Origin of the sequence: uncultured Aquabacterium sp. (genome assembly GCF_947366995.1) — a bacterium.
In the GTDB taxonomy this organism is placed as follows: domain Bacteria; phylum Pseudomonadota; class Gammaproteobacteria; order Burkholderiales; family Burkholderiaceae_C; genus Aquabacterium.
In genome coordinates this window covers 80,025-102,392 of the sequence record NZ_CANBCC010000004.1, presented here as the reverse complement: position 1 = coordinate 102,392, position 22,368 = coordinate 80,025, and the positions used below count along the sequence as shown (strand labels likewise).

General features: G+C 67.3%; 18 protein-coding genes. 4 read left to right on the top strand and 14 right to left on the bottom strand.

The window, feature by feature from the left end; all coding sequences use genetic code 11:
- Positions 1-520: 520 nt before the first annotated feature.
- Complete coding sequence (locus Q0Z44_RS02670; RefSeq protein WP_298009844.1) at positions 521-2,467, top strand: histidine kinase; 1,947 nt, start codon at positions 521-523, stop codon at positions 2,465-2,467.
- A complete protein-coding gene (locus Q0Z44_RS02665) occupies positions 2,464-3,210 on the top strand; it encodes a response regulator transcription factor (RefSeq protein WP_298009841.1) in 747 nt (248 codons plus the stop codon). Before Q0Z44_RS02670 ends, Q0Z44_RS02665 begins: the two co-directional genes overlap by 4 nt.
- Before the next feature lie 15 nt (positions 3,211-3,225).
- On the opposite strand, the gene gshB is transcribed toward Q0Z44_RS02665, so the two are convergent.
- From gshB to Q0Z44_RS02635, 6 genes are all read right to left on the bottom strand, one after another.
- Positions 3,226-4,173 (bottom strand): glutathione synthase, encoded by a 948-nt coding sequence (gene gshB / locus Q0Z44_RS02660; RefSeq protein ID WP_298009838.1) that lies wholly within the window; start codon positions 4,171-4,173, stop codon positions 3,226-3,228.
- Complete coding sequence (locus tag Q0Z44_RS02655) at positions 4,170-5,348, bottom strand: benzoate/H(+) symporter BenE family transporter (protein ID WP_298009833.1); 1,179 nt, start codon at positions 5,346-5,348, stop codon at positions 4,170-4,172. The genes gshB and Q0Z44_RS02655 overlap by 4 nt, the downstream gene beginning before the upstream one ends.
- Positions 5,349-5,377: 29 nt before the next feature.
- Positions 5,378-7,264: a potassium transporter Kup gene (locus tag Q0Z44_RS02650; RefSeq protein WP_298009830.1), complete on the bottom strand. Its 1,887-nt coding sequence runs from the start codon at positions 7,262-7,264 to the stop codon at positions 5,378-5,380.
- An 82-nt stretch (positions 7,265-7,346) separates the two neighbouring features.
- A complete protein-coding gene (gene gshA, locus Q0Z44_RS02645; protein ID WP_298009827.1) occupies positions 7,347-8,642 on the bottom strand; it encodes a glutamate--cysteine ligase in 1,296 nt (431 codons plus the stop codon).
- Positions 8,643-8,795: 153 nt separating this feature from the next.
- Positions 8,796-10,334, bottom strand: a complete 1,539-nt coding sequence (amt, locus tag Q0Z44_RS02640) for an ammonium transporter (protein ID WP_298009825.1) — start codon at positions 10,332-10,334, stop codon at positions 8,796-8,798.
- Positions 10,335-10,402: 68 nt separating this feature from the next.
- Positions 10,403-10,741 (bottom strand): P-II family nitrogen regulator, encoded by a 339-nt coding sequence (locus tag Q0Z44_RS02635; protein WP_109037346.1) that lies wholly within the window; start codon positions 10,739-10,741, stop codon positions 10,403-10,405.
- A gap of 289 nt (positions 10,742-11,030) precedes the next feature.
- Here Q0Z44_RS02635 and Q0Z44_RS02630 point away from each other — a divergent pair, with 289 nt between their 5' ends.
- Complete coding sequence (locus Q0Z44_RS02630; protein ID WP_298009819.1) at positions 11,031-12,575, top strand: YifB family Mg chelatase-like AAA ATPase; 1,545 nt, start codon at positions 11,031-11,033, stop codon at positions 12,573-12,575.
- 72 nt (positions 12,576-12,647) lie between these two features.
- A complete protein-coding gene (locus Q0Z44_RS02625) occupies positions 12,648-13,208 on the top strand; it encodes a copper chaperone PCu(A)C (protein ID WP_298009815.1) in 561 nt (186 codons plus the stop codon).
- On the opposite strand, the gene lapB is transcribed toward Q0Z44_RS02625, so the two are convergent.
- The 8 genes from lapB to serC form a co-directional block, all read right to left on the bottom strand.
- Positions 13,202-14,359, bottom strand: coding sequence for a lipopolysaccharide assembly protein LapB (gene lapB / locus Q0Z44_RS02620; RefSeq protein ID WP_298009812.1), 1,158 nt, complete (start codon positions 14,357-14,359; stop codon positions 13,202-13,204). The genes Q0Z44_RS02625 and lapB overlap by 7 nt on opposite strands.
- Before the next feature lie 60 nt (positions 14,360-14,419).
- Positions 14,420-14,785, bottom strand: coding sequence for a LapA family protein (locus Q0Z44_RS02615; protein WP_342755622.1), 366 nt, complete (start codon positions 14,783-14,785; stop codon positions 14,420-14,422).
- Positions 14,786-14,792: 7 nt separating this feature from the next.
- The gene (locus Q0Z44_RS02610; RefSeq protein ID WP_109037343.1) at positions 14,793-15,122 is read right to left on the bottom strand and encodes an integration host factor subunit beta; all 330 of its coding nucleotides are present in this window, start codon (positions 15,120-15,122) and stop codon (positions 14,793-14,795) included.
- A 157-nt stretch (positions 15,123-15,279) separates the two neighbouring features.
- A complete protein-coding gene (gene rpsA / locus Q0Z44_RS02605) occupies positions 15,280-16,965 on the bottom strand; it encodes a 30S ribosomal protein S1 (RefSeq protein WP_109037342.1) in 1,686 nt (561 codons plus the stop codon).
- 159 nt (positions 16,966-17,124) lie between these two features.
- Entirely contained in the window at positions 17,125-19,170 is a 2,046-nt protein-coding gene (locus tag Q0Z44_RS02600) for a bifunctional 3-phosphoshikimate 1-carboxyvinyltransferase/cytidylate kinase (RefSeq protein WP_298009802.1), read from the bottom strand.
- Positions 19,171-19,200: 30 nt separating this feature from the next.
- Positions 19,201-20,082: a prephenate dehydrogenase/arogenate dehydrogenase family protein gene (locus Q0Z44_RS02595; RefSeq protein ID WP_109037340.1), complete on the bottom strand. Its 882-nt coding sequence runs from the start codon at positions 20,080-20,082 to the stop codon at positions 19,201-19,203.
- A gap of 12 nt (positions 20,083-20,094) precedes the next feature.
- Positions 20,095-21,234, bottom strand: coding sequence for a prephenate dehydratase (pheA, locus tag Q0Z44_RS02590; protein ID WP_298009795.1), 1,140 nt, complete (start codon positions 21,232-21,234; stop codon positions 20,095-20,097).
- The gene (gene serC, locus Q0Z44_RS02585) at positions 21,227-22,333 is read right to left on the bottom strand and encodes a 3-phosphoserine/phosphohydroxythreonine transaminase (RefSeq protein ID WP_298009791.1); all 1,107 of its coding nucleotides are present in this window, start codon (positions 22,331-22,333) and stop codon (positions 21,227-21,229) included. Before serC ends, pheA begins: the two co-directional genes overlap by 8 nt.
- Between the last annotated feature and the right edge of the window lie 35 nt (positions 22,334-22,368).

Sequence of the window (22,368 nt, the reverse complement as noted above, 5' to 3'; positions counted from 1 at the left end):
TCCCTACACGACGCTCTTCCGATCTTTCTTCGACGCGCTGCTCCCAGTTCCAGCCGTTGCGGGCCTCGATCTGGGTCATGAGCGATTCCATGTCGTCGGCATCGCCTTCGCCGTGCGTGATCGCCTCGAAGCGTTCGCGCAGCGCGCGGATGTCGCCCAGGCCTTCGCTGACCGTGCTCTCCACGGTGGCGTCGTCGGCGAACGCCGGCTCCTGCGGCACGTAGGCCAGCTCGACGCCTTTTTGCACCTGCAGCTGGCCGTCGTCGGGCTTCTCCAGCCCCGCAAGGATTTTCAGCAGAGAGGACTTGCCCGTGCCATTGCGGCCAATCAGGCCGACGCGTTCGCCGGTTTCGAGCGAGAACGAGGCGTGGTCGAGGAGGGCGACGTGGCCGAAAGCAAGTTGAGCCTGGCTCAGGGTGAGGACGGCCATGGTGGCGGGCAGCAAGCAGAAGCGGAAAAGCTGCATTGTCGCCCCAAGCAGGGGGCAGACCCGTGCAGATCGGCGCGAGACAATGGCGCGATGTCTGGCTTGTTGCTCCGGGCGCGCACCGGCGCCGGTCTGTTGGGATGGATGGTGGTGTGGGCCTTGTGGTCGGTGTGGCCCGTGTCGGGTGCACGCGCGGCCAGCGACGCGGTGGCCGTACGGAGCGTGCCGCTGCACGGTGAAGTGCTGCACCACCTGCACGAGGCCTGCGTGCTGATCGGCGCCAGGGGTGCCGATGGCGTGCCGCCCCCTGACGGCCCCTGGTTGCACACGCACCTGCCGCATCGCTGGATGGACACCCATCCGGGTCACACCGGCTCGATGTGGTATCGCTTCCGGGTGGATCTGGCGGGCGTGCCCAAAGGGCCGTGGGCCGTCTACCTGCCTCGCGTCTCGATGAACGGGCAGGTGTGGATCAACGGTGTGGCCTTGCCGTTCTCGGGCTCGATGACCGAGCCCGTGACGCGCAACTGGTACGTCCCCCTGCTCTTCACGGTGCCGTCCACCTTGTGGCGCGACGGCGCCAACGTGATCGACGTGCGGGTGGCCAGTGGGCACGCCGCCCGTGAGGGTCTGGCGCCCATTGCGGTGGGCCCGCTGGAGCACGTCATGCAGCCCTACCGCTGGCGCCGCTGGATCCAGGTCGATCTGATGAACTTCATCCACACGGCCCTCATCACCAGCGGCCTGCTGATGGGGCTCGGCTGGTGGCGCGATCGCAGCCAGGGCGCAGTGGCCTACATGGGCCTGGCGGCCTTCACCTGGGGCCTGTCGACGCTGTTGATGATCCGGCCCGAGCCGCTGAGCGACCCGTCCTTCTGGGAAGGCCTGCGGTCCACGCTCACGCACTGGTATCAGCTGGCGCTGTGCGCCTTCTTCTTTCGCATTGCGGACTGCCCGCCGCGCTGGCTGGCGCGCGTGTTCGGGGCACTCATGCTGCTGGTCGCCGGCTACCATGCCACGGCGGCCGACTTCGTCCGCACGGCGTATGTCTATGGGGCCACTTACCTCATCGCGCTGGTCGGCATGGGGCTCGCCATCTCGCACGTGATCCGCACCCGCCGGCCGGATGGCGGCTGGCTGGTGCTGGGCTGTGCGGCGCTGGTTCCCGCGGCCTTCCACGACATGCTGATCGTGACCGGCGCGCTGCCCTTCGATGCGGTCTACCTGATGGGCATCTTCGGCCCGGTGCTGATCGCGTGCAACTTCGTGGTGCTGGCCGGCGACCAGGGGCGGTCGCGGGCGGCGCTGCACGAGCTCAACCGCACGCTGGCCACCCGTGTCGCCGAGCGCGAGGCCGCCCTGCGTGACAGCTTCGCCCGGCTGTCCGCGCTCGAGAAGGCGCAGGCCGCCACCGCCGAGCGTGCGCGCATCGTGCAGGACATGCACGATGGCGTGGGCGCGCACCTGACCTCGGCGCTGCGGCAGCTTCAGGCCCCGGGTGCGCGGCCCCCGGACATCGGGCTGGTGACCCAGACGCTGCGCGACTCGTTGGCCCAGCTCAAGCTCACGATCGATGCGATGTCGCTCGCGCCGGGCGATGTGGCGGGGTTGCTGGCCAGCTGGCGGTACCGACTGGCGCCGCGCCTCGAGGCCGCCGGCATCACGTTGCGCTGGGACGTGGCGCCCTTGCCCGCCTGGCCCGACGGCAGCCCGCCCGCCCTGCGTCAGCTTCAATACATCCTGTACGAGGCGCTGTCCAACGTGCTGCAGCACGCACATGCCACGCAACTGGTGCTGGCTGCGCACGCCTTGCCCGATGCCATCGAGGTCACCCTCACCGACAACGGTGGCGGCTGGGATCCTGGCGCCGCGCCCCGTGGGCAGGGCATTGTCGGCATGCTGGGCCGCGCCAGCCAGATCGGCGTGGCGCTGCACTTCGACACCCCGCGGGACGGCGGCCTCGCCGTGCGGCTCGTGCTGCCGCTGGCTGCGTCTGCGCCCGGCCCGGGCCCTGCAGTCGGTATATCCTCGTCCACATGAACCGCGACGCCCCCTGGGACGTGGTGCTGGTCGAGGACAATCAGCTGACTCGTCAGTTCCTCGAGCAGTCCATTGATGCCCATCCTGCCTTGCACCTGCGCGCCAGCTTCGGCACGCTGGCGCCGGCCGCCGCGTGGTTCGAACACCGGGGGGCCGACTTGTTGCTGGTCGACCTGGGACTGCCGGATGGCAGTGGCCTGAGCCTGCTGCGCCAGGTGCACCAGCGCTGGCCCGCGTGCGACATGCTGGTCGTGTCGATGTTCGGCGATGAGGCCAACGTGGTGGCCAGCATCGAAGCCGGTGCGGTGGGCTATGTGCACAAGGACGACGAGGCGGCCGACATTGCGGCCACGCTGCTGGCCGTCAAGCAGGGCGCCTCCCCGATTTCGCCGATGATCGCGCGCCATTTGCTCAAGCGACTGCGCCCGGTCCCCGATTCCGTGCAGATGGCCGAACCGGGCCGTGCCGCGCCGGTGCTGCTCACCGCCACGGCCACGCCGTCGGAGGCGGCCGACGCGCCGGCGCCCGTCAGCCTGAGCCGCCGCGAACAGGAAGTGCTCGAGTTCATCGCCCGTGGGTATGCCTATGCAGAGATCGCGCGCGAGCAGGGCATCACCGTGCATTCGGTGCAGACCTACATCAAGAAGCTGTACGCCAAGCTCGCCGTCCACTCGCGCAGCGAGGCCGTGTACGAAGCGAGCCGGCTCGGTCTGCTCGATGTGTTCGGCCGGCCGCGGGGCTGAACAGGCCTTGAGCCGTCAGGCCTTCAAGCGGGCTTCCAGCGCGTCGATGAAGCGTGCGGCCACATCCCAGCCCGTCTGCTGCGTAATCTCCTGGAAGCAGGTCGGGCTCGTCACGTTGATCTCGGTGAGGCGGTCGCCGATGATATCCAGGCCCACCAGCAGCAGCCCGCGTGCCGCCAGAATGGGGCCGAGGTGGCGGGCAATCGCCAGGTCCGACTCGCTCAGGGGCTGAGCCACTCCCTTGCCGCCGGCCGCCAGGTTGCCTCGCACCTCACCGCCCTGCGGGATGCGCGCCAGCGCGTAGGGTACCGGTTCACCATCGATGACCAGCACCCGCTTGTCGCCCTCGGTGATGGCGGGCAGGAACTTCTGCACCATGATCGTCTGCGTGCCGTTGCGCGTGAGGGTTTCGGCCACGCTGCCGAGGTTCAGCCCGTCGTCCTTCACACGGAAGATCCCCGCGCCGCCCATGCCGTCCAGCGGCTTGAGGATCACGTCGCGGTGCTGCGCGTGAAAGGCGCGCACGGTCTCGATGTCGCGCGTGACCAGTGTGGGCGCAATGAACTGCGGGTAGGCCATGATGGCCAGCTTCTCGGGGTGCTCGCGCAGCGCCTGCGGGCTGTTGAACACGCGGGCCCCTTCGCGCTCCGCCTGGCTCAGCAGGTGGGTGGCGTACAGGTACTCGGCGTCGAAGGGCGGGTCCTTGCGCATCAGCACGGCGTCCGCGTCGGCCAGGGCCATCACGGCCATTTCCTCGACGGTGTACCAGTCGTCGGCTTCGCCGGTGAGCGTGATGCGGGCGGCCTCAGCCTGCACCCGGCCGTCGCGTTGCCACACGATCTGCGGCGGCTCGCAGGCCCAGAGTTCATGGCCCCGTGCAGCGGCCTCGCGCATCATCGCGAAGGTGCTGTCCTTGTAGGTCTTGAAGGTGTCGAGCGGGTCGACAACGAAAAGCAGCTTCATGGTGTCTCGGTCGGTTCGGTGGGATGTCGGAAGTGTTCCACGAACAGCGTCAACGCGCCGGCGACCAGGCCCCAGAAGGCCGATCCGATGCCCAGCAGCGTCACGCCCGACAGCGTCACAAGAAAAGTGATGATGGCCGCCTCACGGTAGCGCACGTCGTGCAGCGCGTTGGCCAGGCCATTGGCGATGGTGCCCAGCAGGGCCAGACCCGCCACCGAGATCACCAGCGCCTGCGGAAACGCCGCCAGCAGCCCGGCCACGGCCCCGCCCAGCAAGGCCATGAGGATGTAGAACACGCCGGCGTAGACGGCCGCGGTGTAGCGACGGGCCGGCTCGGGGTGAGCGTGCGGGCTCAGCACGATGGCGGCAGTGATGGCCGCCAGGTTGAACGTGTAGCCGCCGAACGGGGCGAGCACCAGCGTCACCACGCCCGACCAACTCATCAGCGGTGACACCGGGGCCGGGTAGCCCGCCACCCGGAGGGCGGAAATGCCCGGCACCGCCTGCGAGGCCATGGTGACAATGAACAGCGGCAGGCCCATCCCCACCACCGCGTGCCACGAGAACGCCGGCATCACGAACACCGGGCTGGCCAGATTCAGATTGAGCTGGGACGCGTCAAGCTGCCCGCGCACGCCGGCCACCACCGTGCCGATCGCCAGCACGAAGATCACCGCATAGCGCGGGATCCATCGCTTGCCCAGCAGGTAGGCCACCAGCATGGTGATGACCAGCAGCGGCTCACTGGAAGCCGCCGAGAAGGACTGCAGCGCAAAGCGCGCCAGAATGCCTGCCAGCAGCGCCGAAGCCAGCGCGACGGGGATGCGGTCCATCATCCGCTCGAACACGCGCGTCACCCCGCACAGCCACATCAGCAGGCCGCACACCAAGAAGGCGCCGGTCGCCTCGGCCAGGCTCACGCCCGTGGACGCGGTGGCGATCACGGCTGCGCCGGGGGTCGACCACGTCACCAGCACGGGTGCACGCAGCCACAGCGACAGGCCGATGCTGCCTACGCCCATGCCCACACCCAGGGCCAGCACCCAAGAACTGAGTTGCTCGGGCGTGGCGCCCAGCAGCCGTGCTGCCTGGAATACCAGGGCGATGGTGCTGGTGAAGGCCACCAGCGTGGCCACGAAGCCCGCCGACACCGATGAAGGCGCGGAGTCGCGCACCAGGCGCGACAGGAGGCCGGGCGACGCGTTCAGAGCTCGACCTTCGAACCCAGCTCGACCACGCGGTTGGCCGGCAGGCTGAGGAAGTCCGCGACGCCCGACGCGTTGCGGTGCATGCTGGCGAACAGCTTCTCGCGCCACGGCGCCATGCCACCGCCGATGGTCGGGATCACGATGTCACGCGACAGGAAGTAGCTGGTTTCCATGTCGTCGATGTGGACGCCGTGCTGGCGCACCAGCTTGAGCGCTTCCGGCACGTCCGGTTCGTTCTTGAAACCGAAGTGCAGCATGATCTGCCAGCAGCTGTTGCCCAGCGACTCGATCTCGACGCGCTGGTCGAAGCCGATCCACGGCACCTCGTGCGACTTCACCGTCACGAACAGGTTCTGCTTGTGCAGCACCTTGTTGTGCTTGAGGTTGTGCAGCAGGGCGTTCGGCGTGGTGCCTGCGTCGGCATTGAGAAAGACAGCCGTGCCTTCCACACGCTGCGGCGGGCTGGAGAACACGGCCTCCAGGAAGGGCAGGAGGTCGATCGAATCCGAGCGCAGCCGCTCGCTGAGCAGGGCGCGGCCATCGCGCCAGGTCATCATCAGGCTGAACATCACCACGCCGATCAGCAGAGGGAACCAGCCACCATCCACCACCTTGATCACGTTCGCGCTGAAGAACATCAGGTCGATCACGAAGAAGATGCCGGTGGCGCCGATGCACAGGGCGATCGGCAGCTTCCACGCAAAGCGGATCACAAAGAAGGTCATCACCGTGGTGATGAGCATGTCGATCGTGACGGTGATGCCGTAGGCCGCAGCCAGTTTGCTGCTCGAGCCGAAGAAGATCACGGCCAGCACGATGCAGCCGTACAGCGTCCAGTTCACGAAGGGGATGTAGATCTGGCCCGTCTCGTTGACCGAGGTGTGCAGGATGCGCAGGCGGGGCAGGTAGCCCAGCTGGATCACCTGCTTGGTGACCGAGAAGGCGGCCGAAATCAAGGCTTGCGAAGCGATCACGGTCGCGCAGGTGGCCAGGCCCACCAGCGGGTACAGCGCCCAATGCGGCGCCATCTCGAAGAAGGGGTTTTCGACGTTCTCGGGGTGGGCCAGCAGCATCGCACCTTGACCGAAGTAGTTCAGCGTCAGCGCGGGCAGCACCAGGCTGAACCACGCCAGCCGGATGGGCTTCTTGCCGAAGTGGCCCATGTCGGCATACAGCGCCTCGGCGCCGGTGGCGCACAGGATCACCGACCCCAGCGCCACGAAGGCCATGCCCGGGTGGGTGAAGACGAACAACAGCGCGTGATGCGGGCTGAGCGCAGCCAGCACCGCTGGATTGCCGACGATGTGCATGACGCCCAGCACCGCCAGCACGATGAACCACAGCGCCGTGATGGGGCCGAAGAACTTGCCGATGCCGCCGGTGCCGTGCTTCTGGACCATGAACAGGCCAGTGAGCACCACGAGGGTGACCGGCACGACGAAGCGCTCCAGGGCGGGCGCGGCCACCTCCATGCCCTCGACCGCCGACAGCACCGACACCGCAGGGGTGATCACCCCATCACCGAAGAAGATCGCTGTGCCGAAGATGCCGATGCCCAGTAGCTTGGCGCGCAGCGCCGGCCGGTCGGCCACCGCGGTGGAGGCCAGGGCCAGCATGGCGATCAGGCCGCCTTCGCCGTTGTTGTCGGCCCGCAGGATCAGCGTCACGTACTTCAGCGAGACGATCACCATCAGCGTCCAGAAGATCATCGACAGGATGCCGTAGATGTTCTCGGGCGTGAGCGGCACGTGGCCGTGCGCGAACACCTCCTTGAGGGCATACAGGGGGCTGGTGCCGATGTCGCCGTAAACGATGCCGATGGCACCGAGGGTCAGACCGGCGAGCTGTTTGCCGCTGAGGGCGGCGTTGGGGCTGTGTTGCACGTGGAGACGAACGCGTTGCGACAGATGGGCATTTTGCCCGTGTTCCGCCTCTGCGCGCGCGCTCCGAAATGGTGCAGGCGGGTCAGGCGTAGACCTCGGGGTTCGGGTCCGTGGCCTCGAGCTCGTAGGCGGCGGCCAGCATCGCCAGGCGCGCGATCACGCCATACATGTAGAAGCGGTTCGGGGCACTCACGCCCGGCTTCACGCCCGGGCGGGGCAGGTGGGCCGGCTCGGCAAAGGCCAGTGGCACGAAGCTCGAGCCCGGCGCGTTCAGGTTTTCGTCAATGCCCCGTTCGGCGTGCACGCGGTAAAAGCCGCCCACCACGTAGCGGTCGATCATGTAGACCACCGGCTCGGCCACGGCGTCATTCAGGCGCTCGTACGTGGGCACGCCTTCCTGGATGATGACGCGCGTCACCTCCTGCCCATCCTTCACCACCGACATCTTGTTGCGCGTGCGGCGGTTGAGGTCGACCAGCTCCTTGGCGTCCCGCACGGTCATGATGCCCATGCCGTAGGTGCCGTTATCGGCCTTGACGATGACGAAGGGCTTCTCGTTGATGCCGTATTCCTTGTACTTGCGGCGCACCTTGTTGAGCATGGCGTCAACCTGGGCCTGCAGGGCGTCCAGCCCGGCGCCTTCCTGGAAGTTCACGCCCTCGCACACCGCATACATCGGGTTGATCAGCCACGGGTCCATGCCCAGCAGCTTGGCGAACTTCTTGGCCACTTCCTCGTACGCACTGAAGTGCTGGCTCTTGCGGCGCACCGCCCAGCCGGCATGCAGCGGCGGCAGCAAGTACTGCTCGTGCAGGTTCTCCAGCACCGGCGGGATGCCGGCCGACAGGTCGTTGTTGACCAGGATGGTGCAGGGGTCGAAGTGCTTGAGGCCCAGGCGGCGCTTGGTGCGCACCAGCGGCTCCAGCGTCAGCGTCGAGCCATCCGGCAGGGGCAGCTCGGTCGGTTCGGTGATCGTTTCGTCCAGCGTGCCGAGACGCACATTCAGGCCGGCCGAGCCGAAGATCTGCATCAAGCGGGCCACGTTCGCCAGGTAGAAGGTGTTGCGCGTGTGCTTCTCAGGAATCAGCAGCAGGTTCTTGGCTTCGGGGCAGATCTTCTCGATCGCGGCCATGGCGGCCTGCACGGCCAGCGGGATCATCTCCGCCGTCAGGTTGTTGAAGCCGCCCGGATACAGGTTGGTGTCCACCGGCGCCAGCTTGAACCCTGCATTGCGCAGGTCCACCGAGGTGTAGAACGGCGGCGTGTGCTCCATCCACTCCAGCCGGAACCAGCGCTCGATGGCCGGCATGGACTCGAGCATGCGCTGCTCCAGTTCGTTGATCGGGCCGGTCAGTGCGGTGATGAGGTGAGGAACCATGGCGGAGGCAGGCGGGAGTCTGTGGACACCGGATCATTCTAGGAACATCCGGATGTGGGGGCGCATCGGCCAAAAAAAAGGGGCCGCCCGAAGGCAGCCCCGTTGACAGCGGATCCGGCGGCGGGGCAGGGCCCCGTCCGGATTCCGCGTCGATCACTTGTGATAGGCCGTCTCGCCGTGCGAGGTGATGTCCAGGCCTTCGCGCTCTTCCTCTTCCGGCACGCGCAGACCGATCACCACGTCGACGATCTTGTAGGCGATCAGCGAGACCACACCCGACCACACGATGGTGATCAGCACGCCCTTGAGCTGGATCCAGACCTGGCTGGCGATCGAGTAGGCGTCGCCGGTGACCATCGAGACCGTGACCCAGTCCGACACGACCGAGGGGCCGCCCAGGTTAGGCGAGTTGAACACGCCGGTCAGCAGGGCACCCAGGATGCCGCCCACACCGTGCACGCCGAACACGTCCAGCGAGTCGTCGGCGCCCAGGATCTTCTTCAGACCCGACACGCCCCACAGGCAGATGAAGCCCGCCAGCAGACCGATGATCAGCGCACCGCCGATGCCGACGTTGCCGGCAGCCGGGGTGATCGCGACCAGACCCGCGACGGCGCCCGAAGCGGCACCCAGCATCGAAGCCTTGCCCTTGAGCAGGCCTTCGCCCAGACACCAGGCCAGCACGGCGGCGGCGGTGGCGGCAAAGGTGTTGATGAAGGCCAGGGCGGCGAAGCCGTTGGCTTCCAGAGCCGAGCCGGCGTTGAAGCCGAACCAGCCCACCCACAGCAGCGAGGCACCGACCATGGTCAGCGTCAGCGAGTGCGGGGTGAAGGCTTCCTTGCCGTAGCCGATGCGCTTGCCGACCATGTAGGAACCGACCAGGCCTGCCACGGCAGCGTTGATGTGCACCACGGTGCCGCCGGCGAAGTCCAGCGCGCCGTGCTGCCAGATCAGACCGGCCTTGCCGTTCATGGCTTCGACCACGTCAGCCGAGGTGTAGGCGTCCGGGCCCATCCAGAACCAGACCATGTGCGCGATCGGGGCGTAGCTGAAGGTGAACCACAGCACCATGAAGAGCAGCACAGCCGAGAACTTGATGCGCTCGGCAAAGGCGCCGACGATCAGGCAGCAGGTGATGCCGGCGAACGTAGCCTGGAAGGCGGCGAACACGATCTCGGGGATCACCACGCCCTTGCTGAAGGTGGCGGCGTTGGCGAAGGTGCCCGCGGCGTTGTCCCACACGCCCTTCATCATCAGGCGATCGAGGCCGCCGATGAAGGCGTTGCCCTCGGTGAAGGCGAGGCTGTAGCCATAGATGAACCACAGCACGACGATCATCGAGAACGTGACCATCACCTGCATGAGCACGGACAGCATGTTCTTGCTGCGCACCAGGCCGCCGTAGAACAGGGCCAGACCGGGCACGGTCATCAGGATCACCAGCAGCGTGGAGACCATCATCCAGGTCACGTCGCCCTTGTTGGGCACGGGCGCAGCGGCCGCGGCTTCGGCGGGCGCGGAGGCAGCTTCAGCGGCCAGAGGGGCGGCCTCGGGTGCAGAAGCCGGGGCGGCAGCCGCCTCGGTGGCGGTGGCGGCGACAGGGGCCGACGCGGCAGCATCCTGGGCGTGCGACACGCCCAGCAGGCCGAAGGCGGCGAGCCCCAGTGCGATGGACGCAATGAGCTTTCTCATGAAATGCCTCTCAGATACTCAAAGGAGGAGGGGGAGGACACACACCGGGTGGTGCGGCCAACGCTGAATCAGAGCGCGTCCTTGCCGGTTTCGCCGGTTCGGATGCGGATGACCTGTTCGAGATCGGTCACGAAGATCTTGCCGTCACCGATCTTGCCGGTGCGGGCGGACGATTCGATCGCTTCGATCACGCGGTCGAGGATGGCTTCGTCGACGGCGGCCTCGATCTTGACCTTGGGCAGGAAGTCGACCACGTACTCTGCACCGCGGTACAGCTCGGTGTGGCCCTTCTGGCGGCCGAAGCCCTTGACTTCGGTCACGGTGATGCCCTGCACGCCGATGGCTGACAGGGCCTCACGCACTTCATCAAGCTTGAAGGGCTTGACGATGGCGGTCACCATTTTCATGGTTGGTTCTCCGGTGGTTGGCTGAATTGGACGGGTGCATAACTGCACGATCTGTGCCAGTGCTCCAAAACGGGGAACGGCCGCGGGCCCCCGGGGCGCGGTCGCACCGCGATGGCGGGTACAGAGACCTCGCGCACCATAACAAGGCGAGCGGGACGTTCGTGGCCGTCATGGAAGGTGTGCTGCACAACCTTGGTGCGCCAAGTGTCGCCTCGCTCTCCCGGGGGACAGCCAGACACCGGGTCGATGACGACAATCTCGCTCCATCGTCTTTCTTCCCCTGATCCCGATGTCGCTTGCCTTGGTCCGCAGCCGCGCCCTGGATGGGTTGCGCGCACCCGAAATCACCGTCGAGGTGCATCTGGCCAACGGGCTGCCCGCTTTCACGCTGGTCGGCCTGGCAGACACGGAGGTCAAGGAGGCCCGAGAGCGGGTGCGTGCGGCGCTGGCGAACTGCGGGCTGGATTTCCCCTTCAACAAACGCATCACGGTCAACCTTGCGCCGGCCGACCTGCCCAAGGAGTCAGGGCGTTTCGACCTGCCCATCGCCATCGGCATCCTGACCGCCATGGGGCAGCTGGATGCCGAGCGCGTGGCCGCGTTCGAGTTCGCCGGCGAATTGTCGCTGGGCGGCGAACTGCGGCCCGTGCGCGGCGCGCTGCCCATGGCGCTGGCCCTGCACCGCACGGCCGTGCAGGCCGGTGAGGGGCCGCCACGCGCGCTGGTCCTGCCCGCCTCCAGTGCCCGCGAGGCGGCGCTGGTGAACGGTGCCCCGCTGTACGGGGCGGCCCATCTGATGGATGTCGTCAACGCCTTGCGCGTGGAGGGCGCCGAGCCGGGCGGCCTGGTTCGCATGGTGGCCGAGGGCGGCCTGGCCCCTTCCGCCATCGGGCAGCCCGATCTGCGCGACGTCAAGGGCCAGAGCGCCGCCAAGCGCGCGCTGGAGGTGGCGGCGGCGGGGCGCCATTCGCTCTTGATGGTTGGCCCACCCGGCACAGGCAAGTCCATGCTGGTGCAGCGTTTTCCTGGCTTGCTGCCGCCGCTGGATCAGGAAGAGGCGCTGGAGTCCGCCGCAGTGCTGAGCCTGGCGGGCCATTTCGATCCATCGCGCTGGATGCAGCGGGTGATGCGCAGCCCGCACCACAGCGCGTCGGCAGTCGCCATGGTCGGAGGCGGATCCCCGCCGCGGCCGGGGGAGATCTCGCTGGCCCACCACGGGCTGCTGTTTCTCGATGAACTGCCCGAGTTCCCGCGGGCGGCGCTCGAGGCGCTGCGCGAGCCTCTGGAGACCGGGCACATCACGATCTCGCGCGCCGTGCGGCGGCACGACTTCCCGGCGCGCTTTCAGCTGCTGGCCGCCATGAACCCATGTCCTTGCGGGCACTTCGGCAACCCGCTGAAGAGCTGTCGGTGCACGCCCGAGCAGGTCACACGATACCAGTCCCGGCTGAGCGGGCCGCTGCTCGACCGCATCGACGTGCAGGTGGACGTGCCCATGGTGGCGCCGGAGGTGCTGGCCCGCAGTCCGGACGGCGAAAGCACGGCCGAAGTGGCCGAGCGGGTGGCCGCTGCCCGGGCGCGCCAGCTCGGCCGGCAGGGGGTGCTCAATGCCAGCCTGGAAGGGGCCGCCCTGACCGAGCACGCCCGGGTGCATGCCGATGCCATGGCCTTTCTGCAGGCGGCTTGCGGGCGCCTGGGCTGGTCCGGCCGGTCTTTCCACCGTGTGCTGAGGCTGGCGCGCACGATCGCCGACCTTGGTGGCGCGGCCGACGTGCTCACCGCCCATGTGGCCGAGGCGATTCAGTACCGTCGCGTGCTGCAGGTCGCTTCCTGATCCGCGTCAGACGGCAGCGGTGGTGCGAGGCTAGACTGGCGCCTTGTTCCATTCCCCTGTCGGAGCTTGCTCATGCGCATCGTCCCTGCTGCCCTCTCTTCTGCCTGCGCGCTGGCGCTGAGCATGGCGCTTGTCAGCGTGCCCGCCGTGCAGGCGTCCGACAAGGTCGCACCGGGCGCGACACAGGCCGCCGAGGCGCCCGTCTCCGTGGAGGGGGCATGGATCCGGGCCACCGTCAAAGGCCAGACGGCCACCGGCGGATTCATGAACCTGCAAAGCAGCCAGGCCCTGACGCTGGTTGGCTTCAGCGCCACCGAGGCGCCCGTGGCCGAGCTGCACGAGATGAAGATGGAAGGCGACGTGATGCGCATGCGGGCCCTCAAGGCCCTGCCACTGCCTGCCGGCCAGACCGTGAGCCTCAAGCCCGGAGGGCATCACCTCATGCTGATGGGACTGAAGGCGCCGCTCGCTGCTGGCACCACGGTCAGGCTGACCCTGCAATTGCGCGCGGAAGACGGTCGTGTCTTGAGTCAGACGGTCGATGTGCCGGTCAAGGCGATGGCGCCCGCCGGGTCAGGCCAGGGGGCGGGCATGCCGCACCATGGCCAGGGCCATGGCCACATGCATCACTGATCTTCCAGACGCCGGGGCGGGTAGGTGTCCCACCCCTGGCAGCCGGGACATTGCCAGAAGTAATGCTGGCTCTCGAAGCCGCAGGCGGCGCAGCGATAGCGCTGTAGCGGCTTGGCGGCGGTGTTCAAGGCCTTCTGCAGGCCTTCGATCTCGCTCTGATCGAGGGCAACCTCGCTGCTCAACCGCTCCCGGATCAGGCCCTGCGCCGCAGACAAGGACGGCTGGTGGCGCAGGTGCTCGATCAGGCGCTGCCTGCGCAGTCGCTCGTCGGGTTGCAGCAGGTTCACGGCGTTGAGCACCTCGACAGACGGTGCCTGGGCGTACAGCCCTTCCAGCTTGCGCAACGCCGTCGGTCCTTCGCCGCTGGCCTGGGCAGCCTGCGCGTAGTCCATGGCAATCAGCGCAAAGGCCTGAGGTTGCAGTGCCATCAGCTCGTCCCACGCCCTCAGCGCGCCGGCGTGGTCACCCTGGCGCAGCAGGCGCTGGCCCTGGATCACCAGAGGCCGGGCCGCCTGGGGCGCGGCCTCGCGCGCGCGGGCAAGTGCCTGCTCGGCCTCGTCGGCCCGGCCGCGAGCGTCGGCCTCCTGGGCGACCTCACACCAATGGTGGGCCATGCGTTGCGAGAACGAGCCCGTGCCGGCCGCTTCCAGTTGTCGCGCGACGTCGATGGCCGGATGCCAGTTCCGCGAGCGCTCATGCAATGACAGCAGCGCCAGGCGGGCGTCCGTGGTGAAGGCCGTGCCTTCCAGTGCCTTGAACGCGTCCTCGGCACGGTCGAACAGCCCCGCCTTCATGAAGTCCTGAGCCAGCGCGTGCTGGGCACGCTCGCGTTCGTCCCGGGTGATGTCCGCACGGGCCAGCAGGTGCTGGTGCACGCGGATCGCGCGCTCATATTCGCCACGCCGACGGAACAGGTTGCCGAGTGCGAAGTGCAGGTCCGAGGTGTCGGGGTCGTGCTGCACGGCCTCGATGAAGGCGTCGATGGCCTTGTCCTGTTGCTCGTTCAGCAGCAGGTTCAGGCCCTTGAAGTAGGCCTGCGGTGAGGCGCGGTCTTCCCGCTTGAGCTGCCGCAGATCGACACGCGATGCCAGCCAGCCGGCCAGAAAGGCGCCCGGCAAGGCGAGCAACAGCCAGTAGAAATCGAAGTCCATGGGTCACGGGCCCGCCAGGCGGGCAGGTGGAAGCGGTGAACGGCCCGGGGTGGCCGAAGGTCAGCGTGCCGGCTTGCGCGGGGCAGGCATGTCCGGGGGGAAAGGCAGCTCGACAGGCAAGGTCGCGGCGTCGGTGCCGGCTGCGGTAGGCGTGCCCTTGCCGCTCTGCACAGGGGCCTGCGGTTCGGGCTGCAGGTGGGCGCGGTGGCGGGCGTCCCGGCGGTGGCGCCACCAGCTGGGCACCATGGCGAGCACGCCAGCCACACAGCCGAGGGCGAACATGCCGAGCACGATGAACACCATGGGGGCCTCCCACTGGTAGCCCATGAACCACTTGAGTTGCACGACGTGCTGGTTGTTCAACGCGAACGCGAACAGGATGAAGAACAGCAGGGCGCGAAACAGCCAGTTCAGGGTGCGCAGCATGGGCAGGTCAGCTCCGTGAAGGGTCGGTGGACGGGGTGTCGGCCTCAGTGGCCTCACCGCGAGTATCCACCCCTTCGCGCAGGGCCTTGCCGGGTTTGAAGTGCGGAACGAGCTTTTCCGGGATCAGCACCTGCTCGCCGGAGCGCGGGTTGCGGCCCATGCGGGGCGGGCGGCGGTTGATCGAAAAGCTGCCAAAGCCGCGAATCTCGATGCGGTGGCCTCGCGCCAGCGCGTCGGACATGGCGTCCAGGATGGTCTTGACGGCGAATTCGGCGTCACGCTGCGTGAGCTGGCCAAAGCGCTCGGCCAGTCGGGCCACGAGGTCGGATCGGGTCATGTCGGGACGTCGGCAATCGGCTAATTGCCTCTTGTGGAGGCTGTGATGAGCACCGGCACCGTCAGGAAGACAGGCGCCGCGCTCATCACAACCCCCGCGTGCAATGGCCCCGAAGGGCCAGGCACAACGGGTGTCGTGCTCGGAACGTCAGCCGGGATCAGCCGTTGTTCTGGTCGAGCTTGGCCTTCAGCAGGGCGCCCAGGCTGGTGGTGCCGGAGCCTTCCTTGCTGGTGTCGGCGCGCAGCGACTGCAGGGCTTCCTGCTGTTCTGCGTTGTCCTTCGCCTTCACGGACAGCTGGATGTTGCGGGTCTTGCGATCGATGTTGATGATGATCGCGGTGACTTCGTCGCCTTCCTTCAGCACGTTGCGGGCGTCTTCGACGCGGTCGCGGCTGATTTCCGAAGCACGCAGGTAGCCGACGATGTCGTCAGCCAGCGTGATCTCGGCGCCCTTGGCATCCACGGTCTTGACGGTGCCGGTGACGCTGGCGCCACGGTCGTTCAGGGTCGTGAAGTTGGTGAAGGGATCCGAATCCAGCTGCTTGATGCCCAGCGAGATGCGCTCGCGCTCGACGTCGATGGCCAGCACGATGGCTTCGACTTCCTGGCCCTTCTTGTAGTTGCGGACAGCCGATTCGCCCGGCTCGTTCCACGACAGGTCGGACAGGTGCACCAGACCATCGATGCCAGCGGCCAGGCCGACGAACACGCCGAAGTCGGTGATCGACTTGACGGGGCCCTTGACCTTGTCGCCACGGTTGAAGTTCTGAGCGAAGTCGTCCCAGGGGTTCGGCTTGCACTGCTTCATGCCCAGCGAGATGCGACGCTTGTCTTCGTCGATCTCCAGGACCATGACTTCCACTTCGTCGCCCAGGTTGACGATCTTGTTGGGAGCCACGTTCTTGTTGGTCCAGTCCATTTCGGAGACGTGCACCAGGCCTTCGATGCCCGGTTCGATCTCGACGAACGCACCGTAGTCAGCGATGTTGGTGACCTTGCCGAACAGGCGGGTGCCGGCGGGGTAACGGCGCGACACGCCAACCCACGGATCGTCGCCCATCTGCTTCAGACCCAGCGAAACGCGGTTCTTCTCGGCGTCGAACTTCAGGACCTTGGCGGTCAGTTCCTGGCCAACCGTCACGACTTCGGACGGGTGACGGACACGGCGCCATGCCATGTCGGTGATGTGCAGCAGGCCGTCGATGCCGCCGAGGTCCACGAACGCACCGTATTCGGTGATGTTCTTGACCACGCCGTTGACGATGGCGCCTTCGCGCAGCGTTTCCATCAGCTTGGCACGTTCTTCGCCCATCGAGGCTTCGACCACGGCACGGCGCGACAGCACGACGTTGTTGCGCTTGCGATCGAGCTTGATGACCTTGAATTCCATGGTCTTGCCCTCGAACGGCGACATGTCCTTGACAGGACGCGTGTCGAGCAGCGAGCCGGGCAGGAAGGCGCGGATGCCGTTGACCAGAACGGTGAGGCCACCCTTGACCTTGCCGTTGACGGTGCCGGTCACGAAGTCGCCCGACTCGAGGGCGTTCTCCAGCGACAGCCACGAGGCCAGACGCTTGGCCTTGTCGCGCGACAGGATGGTGTCGCCGTAGCCGTTTTCGATGGCGTCCACGGCCACCGACACGAAGTCGCCAACCTGGACTTCGATCTCGCCCTGGTCGTTCTTGAACTCGTCGAGGGGCACATAGGCCTCGGACTTCAGGCCGGCGTTGACGACCACGAAGTTGTGTTCGACGGCCACCACCTCGGCGGTGATGACTTCGCCCGTGCGCATGTTGGCGCGCTGCAGCGACTCTTCAAAAAGGGCGGCAAAAGATTCAGACATGGAATTTCCTGTGCTGGCGCAAACCAGCGGAAACGTTCACGCCGACAGGAACGACGGAACGGGTTGGGTTGAAGAACATGACACCCAGGCCGGCTTGGCGCCGACCCCTGCTTGCGCGTAGCGTCTGCCTGGCAGCAGACGCCGGATGTCACAGCCTTGTCAGGACTTCACGATCACGTGAGGCCAGCCCTCGACCCACGAGTTCAGCACGGTGTCCACCGATTCGTCGATGGACAGCGCCGAATTGTCGAGGCTTCGGGCATCTGCAGCCGGCTTGAGCGGCGCCACCGCGCGGGTTCGATCCCGCAGGTCGCGCGCTTCCAAATCAGCGCAAATCTCTTTCAGGTTAGCAGAAAAGCCTTTGGAAATCAATTGCTTATACCGGCGCTCGGCGCGCTGGGCCACCGAGGCCGTGAGAAACACCTTCAGCGAGGCGTCGGGGAACACCACCGTGCCCATGTCCCGCCCATCGGCGACCAGGCCCGGCAGGGTGCGGAAGGCCTTCTGCAGGTCCAGCAGCGCCTGGCGCACGCCGGGGTTGGCCGAAATGCGCGACGCGGCCTGGCCGACTTCCTCGCGGCGCAGGTCGGCACCCACATCGCGGCCGTCCAGCCAGACGTGTTCGCCGTCGAAGTGCAGCGGAATGCTGTGGCCGACGCGGCGCGCCAGCATCTCGACCTGGCGGCCATCGTCCAGGTCGACGCCGGCTTCCATCGCCAGCAGTGCGGCGATGCGGTAGAGCGAGCCGGAATCGAGGAAGCGGTAGCCCAGACGGGTGGCCAGGCTGCTGGCCAACGTGCCCTTGCCAGAAGCCGTGGGGCCGTCGATCGTGATCACGGGGATCAGGTCGGGCCGCGTGCGGGCCACCTGGAACAGGGCTTCGAAGTAGTCCGGGAAGGTCTTGGCGACGCAGCGTGGGTCTTCGATGCGGACGGACACCGGCGCGTTCGGCGTGGCGGTGGGCGCCAGCGGGTTGAACGCCGCCAGCGAGAAGCACATCGCCATGCGGTGGTCGTCGTAGGTGTGGATGCTCGCGTGTTCCCAGCAGGCCTTGGCCGGGGGCGTGACCTCGATGAAGTCCTCTCCCTCCACCACGGTGGCGCCCAGCTTGCGCAGCTCGGTCGCCATGGCCGCGATGCGGTCGGTTTCCTTCACGCGCCAGCTGGCGATGTTGGTCAGGCGGGTGGTGCCCCGGGCGTACAGCGCCATCACGGCCAGCGTCATGGCCGCATCGGGGATGTGGTTGCAGTCGAGCGTGATGGCCTTGAGCGGCCAGGCGCCGCGGCGCACTTCCAGCCAGTTTGGGCCGGAAGTGACCTGCGCGCCCATGGCCTCGGCTGCCTCGATGAAACGGATGTCGCCCTGAATGGAGGCAGCGCCCACGCCTTCGATGCGGACCGGCTGCTCGGTGGCGGCCAGCGCGCCGAGCGCAATGAAATAGGAGGCGGAGGACGCGTCTGCCTCGACGTGGATTTCGCCGGGGGACTGGTAGTGGCTGCCCTGCGGAATGGTGAAGCGCGACCAGCCCTCGCGGCGCACGGTGATGCCAAAGCGTTCCAGCAGGTTGAGCGTGATCTCGATGTAGGGTTTGGAGATCAGCTCGCCGACCACCTCGATGACCAGATCCTGTTGCTGCGAGACCAGTGGCAGCGCCAGCAGCAACGCCGTGAGGAACTGGCTGGAGACGTCGCCCCGCACCTTGATCGGATCGGCCAGATGGAGCTTGCCGCCGGCCAGGCGCAGCGGCGGATAGCCCTCATTGCCCAGGCACTCGATGTGGCAGCCGAGCGGCCGAAGGGCATCGATCAGGTCGCCGATGGGGCGCTCGTGCATGCGCGGAATGCCGCTGAGTTCGAAGACGCCGCCCTGCGTGGCCGACAGCAGCGCGAGCGCGGCGGTCAGGGGGCGCATGGCCGTACCGGCGTTGCCCAGGAACAGCTGCGCGTTCTGCACCGACAACTGCCCGGCCAGGCCGGTGATCGACACGGTGTCGCCGTCCTGTTCGACGGCGCAGCCCAGCGTGCGCAAGGCTTCCAGCATCACGCGGGTGTCGTCGGACGCGAGGAGGTCGTGCACGACGGTGGTGCCGGCGCTCAGGCCGGCCAGCAGCAGCACGCGGTTGGAGATGCTCTTGGAGCCTGGCAGCCGGATGGTGCCGCCGGCAGACAGCAGGGGCGGCAGATCAAGGAAAGCGGTGGTGTACATGCGAGGCAAGCGGGTGAGCGCACACGGCGCTCAGCGGGAAGCGGCGGGCTTGGGGCCCAGGTGCCACTGGCTGCGGGCGTCGGAAGCCGACTGGATCAGTTCCTGCAGCGCGGGGCCGTTCCAGTCGCGCATCTGGCGTTCCATCAATTCGAGCGCGTGGCGGAAAGCCTCGGATTGTTTCAGGATTTCTTCCCGGTTGGACAGCAGGATGTCCCGCCAGACAGTGGGGTCGCTCGCTGCGATGCGGCTGAAGTCCCGGAAACCGGGACCGGCCAGCGAGAGGTACTCCTGCCCGGCAGGCTGCTCGGCCATCGCGTTCATGTAGGCGAAGGCCAGCAGGTGAGGCAGGTGGCTCACGGCCGCGAAGGCGGCGTCGTGGTGCTCGGGCGTCATCTTCAACACCTGGCAGCCCACGGCCGACCACGCGTCGGTGGCGCGCTGCACCAGCAGGGGATTGGTCTGCGGCAGGGGCGTCAGAATGGTCTTGCGGCCCTGATAGAGCGCGGCATCGGCGTGCTCGATGCCCGCCACCTCACGGCCGGCAATCGGGTGTGCGGGCACGAAGCCCGGCAGGCGCTCCTTCAGCACGCGGCGTGCGGCGTCGACCACGTCCCGCTTGGTCGAGCCCACATCCATCATCAGCACGGTGGGGTCCACCAAGTGGCGGATGGCCTTGAAGGTGGCTTCGGTGGCGGCCACCGGCACGGCAATCAGCACGATGTCGGAGCCGGACACGGCCAGCAGGGCGGATTCGGCGGCAATGTCGATCACGCCGAGTCGACGGGCCTTCTCGACGGTGGAGGGCGACTTGCTGTAACCGATGACCCGCTTGACCAGGCCGGCTTTCTTGAGGGCGAGGGCGAAGGAGCCGCCCATCAGGCCGCACCCGATCAGACCGAGTTGGTTGAACATGGGACAGCGCTTTCAGTGAGATCCGTGTGCATCCAGCGGGTAGCTGCCAAGCACCTTGATGAACGAGACTTGCGCGCGCAGCGCTTCGAGCGCCGCAGCGACGTTGGGGGTGTCCGGGTGACCCACGATGTCGACGAAGAAGACGTACTCCCACTGGCCGGAGCGGGCCGGGCGGGATTCGATGCGGTTCATCGACACGCCGTGCTGCTTGAGCGGCACCAGCATGTCGTGCACCGCACCGGGTTTGTTGGGCACCGACACCGCGAGGCTGATGCAGTCGCGACCTGTGGGCCCCGCCGGCTTGTGCTTCTCGGCCGGCGTGAGGATGAAGAAGCGGGTGCGGTTGTTGGCCTCGTCCTGCACGGCGCGCTGCACGACGTGCAGGCCGAACATCGAGGCGGCGCGCTCGCTGGCCAGGGCGGCAAAGCTCGGGTCGGCGGCGGCCAGGCGGGCGCCTTCGGCATTGCTGGCCACCGCGCGGCGCTCGGCGTGCGGCAGATTCTGGCTGAGCCAGCCCTGGCATTGCGCCAGCGCCTGCGGGTGCGCCGTGACCACCTGGATGCCGTCGCGGCCGGGGTCCTTGCGCAGCAGGTTGTGCTGCACGGCCAGGCTGGTCTCACCCATGATGGTCAGTGACGACTGCAGCAGCAGATCGAGCGTGCGGGCGACCACGCCTTCAGTGGAATTCTCGATCGGCACGACACCGTAGTCCGCCGAGCCCGAGGCGGCCGCCCGGAAGATCTCGTCGAAGCTCGAGCAGGCAATCGGTTCGATGGACGAGCCGAAGTAGTTGTACATCGCCTGCTCGGTGAACGTGCCTGCCGGCCCGAGGAAGGCCACGCGCTGCTTGGCTTCCAGCGCGCGACAGGCCGACATCACTTCGCGCCAGATCGGGCCAATGCTCTCGGGCAGGATCGGGCCCGGATTGCGCTGCTTCAGGCCTTCGATCACCTGCAGTTCACGATCGGGCCGGAACACCGGCGAGCCGTCGATCTTCTTGACCTCGCCCACCGCCTGAGCAAGCCGCGCGCGCGCATTGAGCAGACTCAGCAGCTCGACATCGAGCGCGTCGATGCGCACGCGAAGGTCGGCCAGCTGCTCGTCGACCGGCCGGCCATCGGGTTCATAGTGGGCGTCGAGGGGCTCAGCCATGGGTGCGTGCGAAGTGCTTCATGAAGTCGACCAGCGCCTGCACGCCCGCCAGCGGCATCGCGTTGTAGACCGAGGCCCGCATGCCGCCCACGCTCTTGTGACCCTTGAGCTGAAGCAGGCCCGCTTCCTTGGCGCCAGCCAGGAAGGCGTCGTTGAGCGCCTCGTTCTTCAGGAAGAACGGCACGTTCATGCGCGAACGACAGTCGACCGCCACGCGGTTCTCGTAGAAGCCGGAGCCATCGATGTAGTCATACAGCAGCGCCGCCTTGGCGATGTTGCGGGCCTCGACCGCGGCCAGCCCGGTGAGATGGCCCTCGGTCTGGCGCTTGACCCACTGGAACACGAGGCCTGCGATGTACCACGCATAGGTGGGCGGCGTGTTGTACATCGAATCGTTCTTGGCCACCGTCTGGTAGTCGAAGGCAGACGGGGTGATGGGCAGGGCGCGGCCCAGCAGGTCTTCCCGGACGATCACCAGCGTCAGGCCCGAGGGGCCGATGTTCTTCTGTGCGCCCCCGTAGGCGACGGCCACGCGGGACCAGTCGAGCGGGCGGGAAGCGAGGTGCGACGAGCAGTCGATCACCAGCGGGGCGTTCGAGCCGAGGGCCTTCAGGTCGGGCAGCTCGTGCATCTCCACGCCGTGGATGGTTTCATTGCTGCAGACGTGCACATAGGCCGCGTCCTTCGACAGCTGCCAGCTGCCATAGGCGGGCATGCGCGTGTGCAGGTCGGCCTCGTTGGTGGCCGCCACGTGCACATCGCAGTAGGTGCGCGCTTCCTTGGCCGATTTCTGCGACCACGAACCGGTGATCACGTAATCGGTGCGCGCGCCCCGCGACAGGTTCATTGGCAGGATGGCGTTCTCGGCGATGGCGCCGCCCTGCATGAACAGGACCTTGTAGTTCGCCGGGATCGAGAGGATCTCGCGCAGGTCGGCTTCGGCCTGCTGTGCGATCGAGATGAACTCCTTGCCGCGGTGGCTCATCTCCATGACGCCCATGCCGCTGCCGCGCCAGTCCAGCATCTCGGCGGCGGCCTGTTTCAGAACGTCTTCGGGCAGCGTGGCCGGGCCAGCCGAGAAATTGAAAGGACGCGTCATGGGGCAATCCGATGGGAACGAACCCGGCGCGCGGC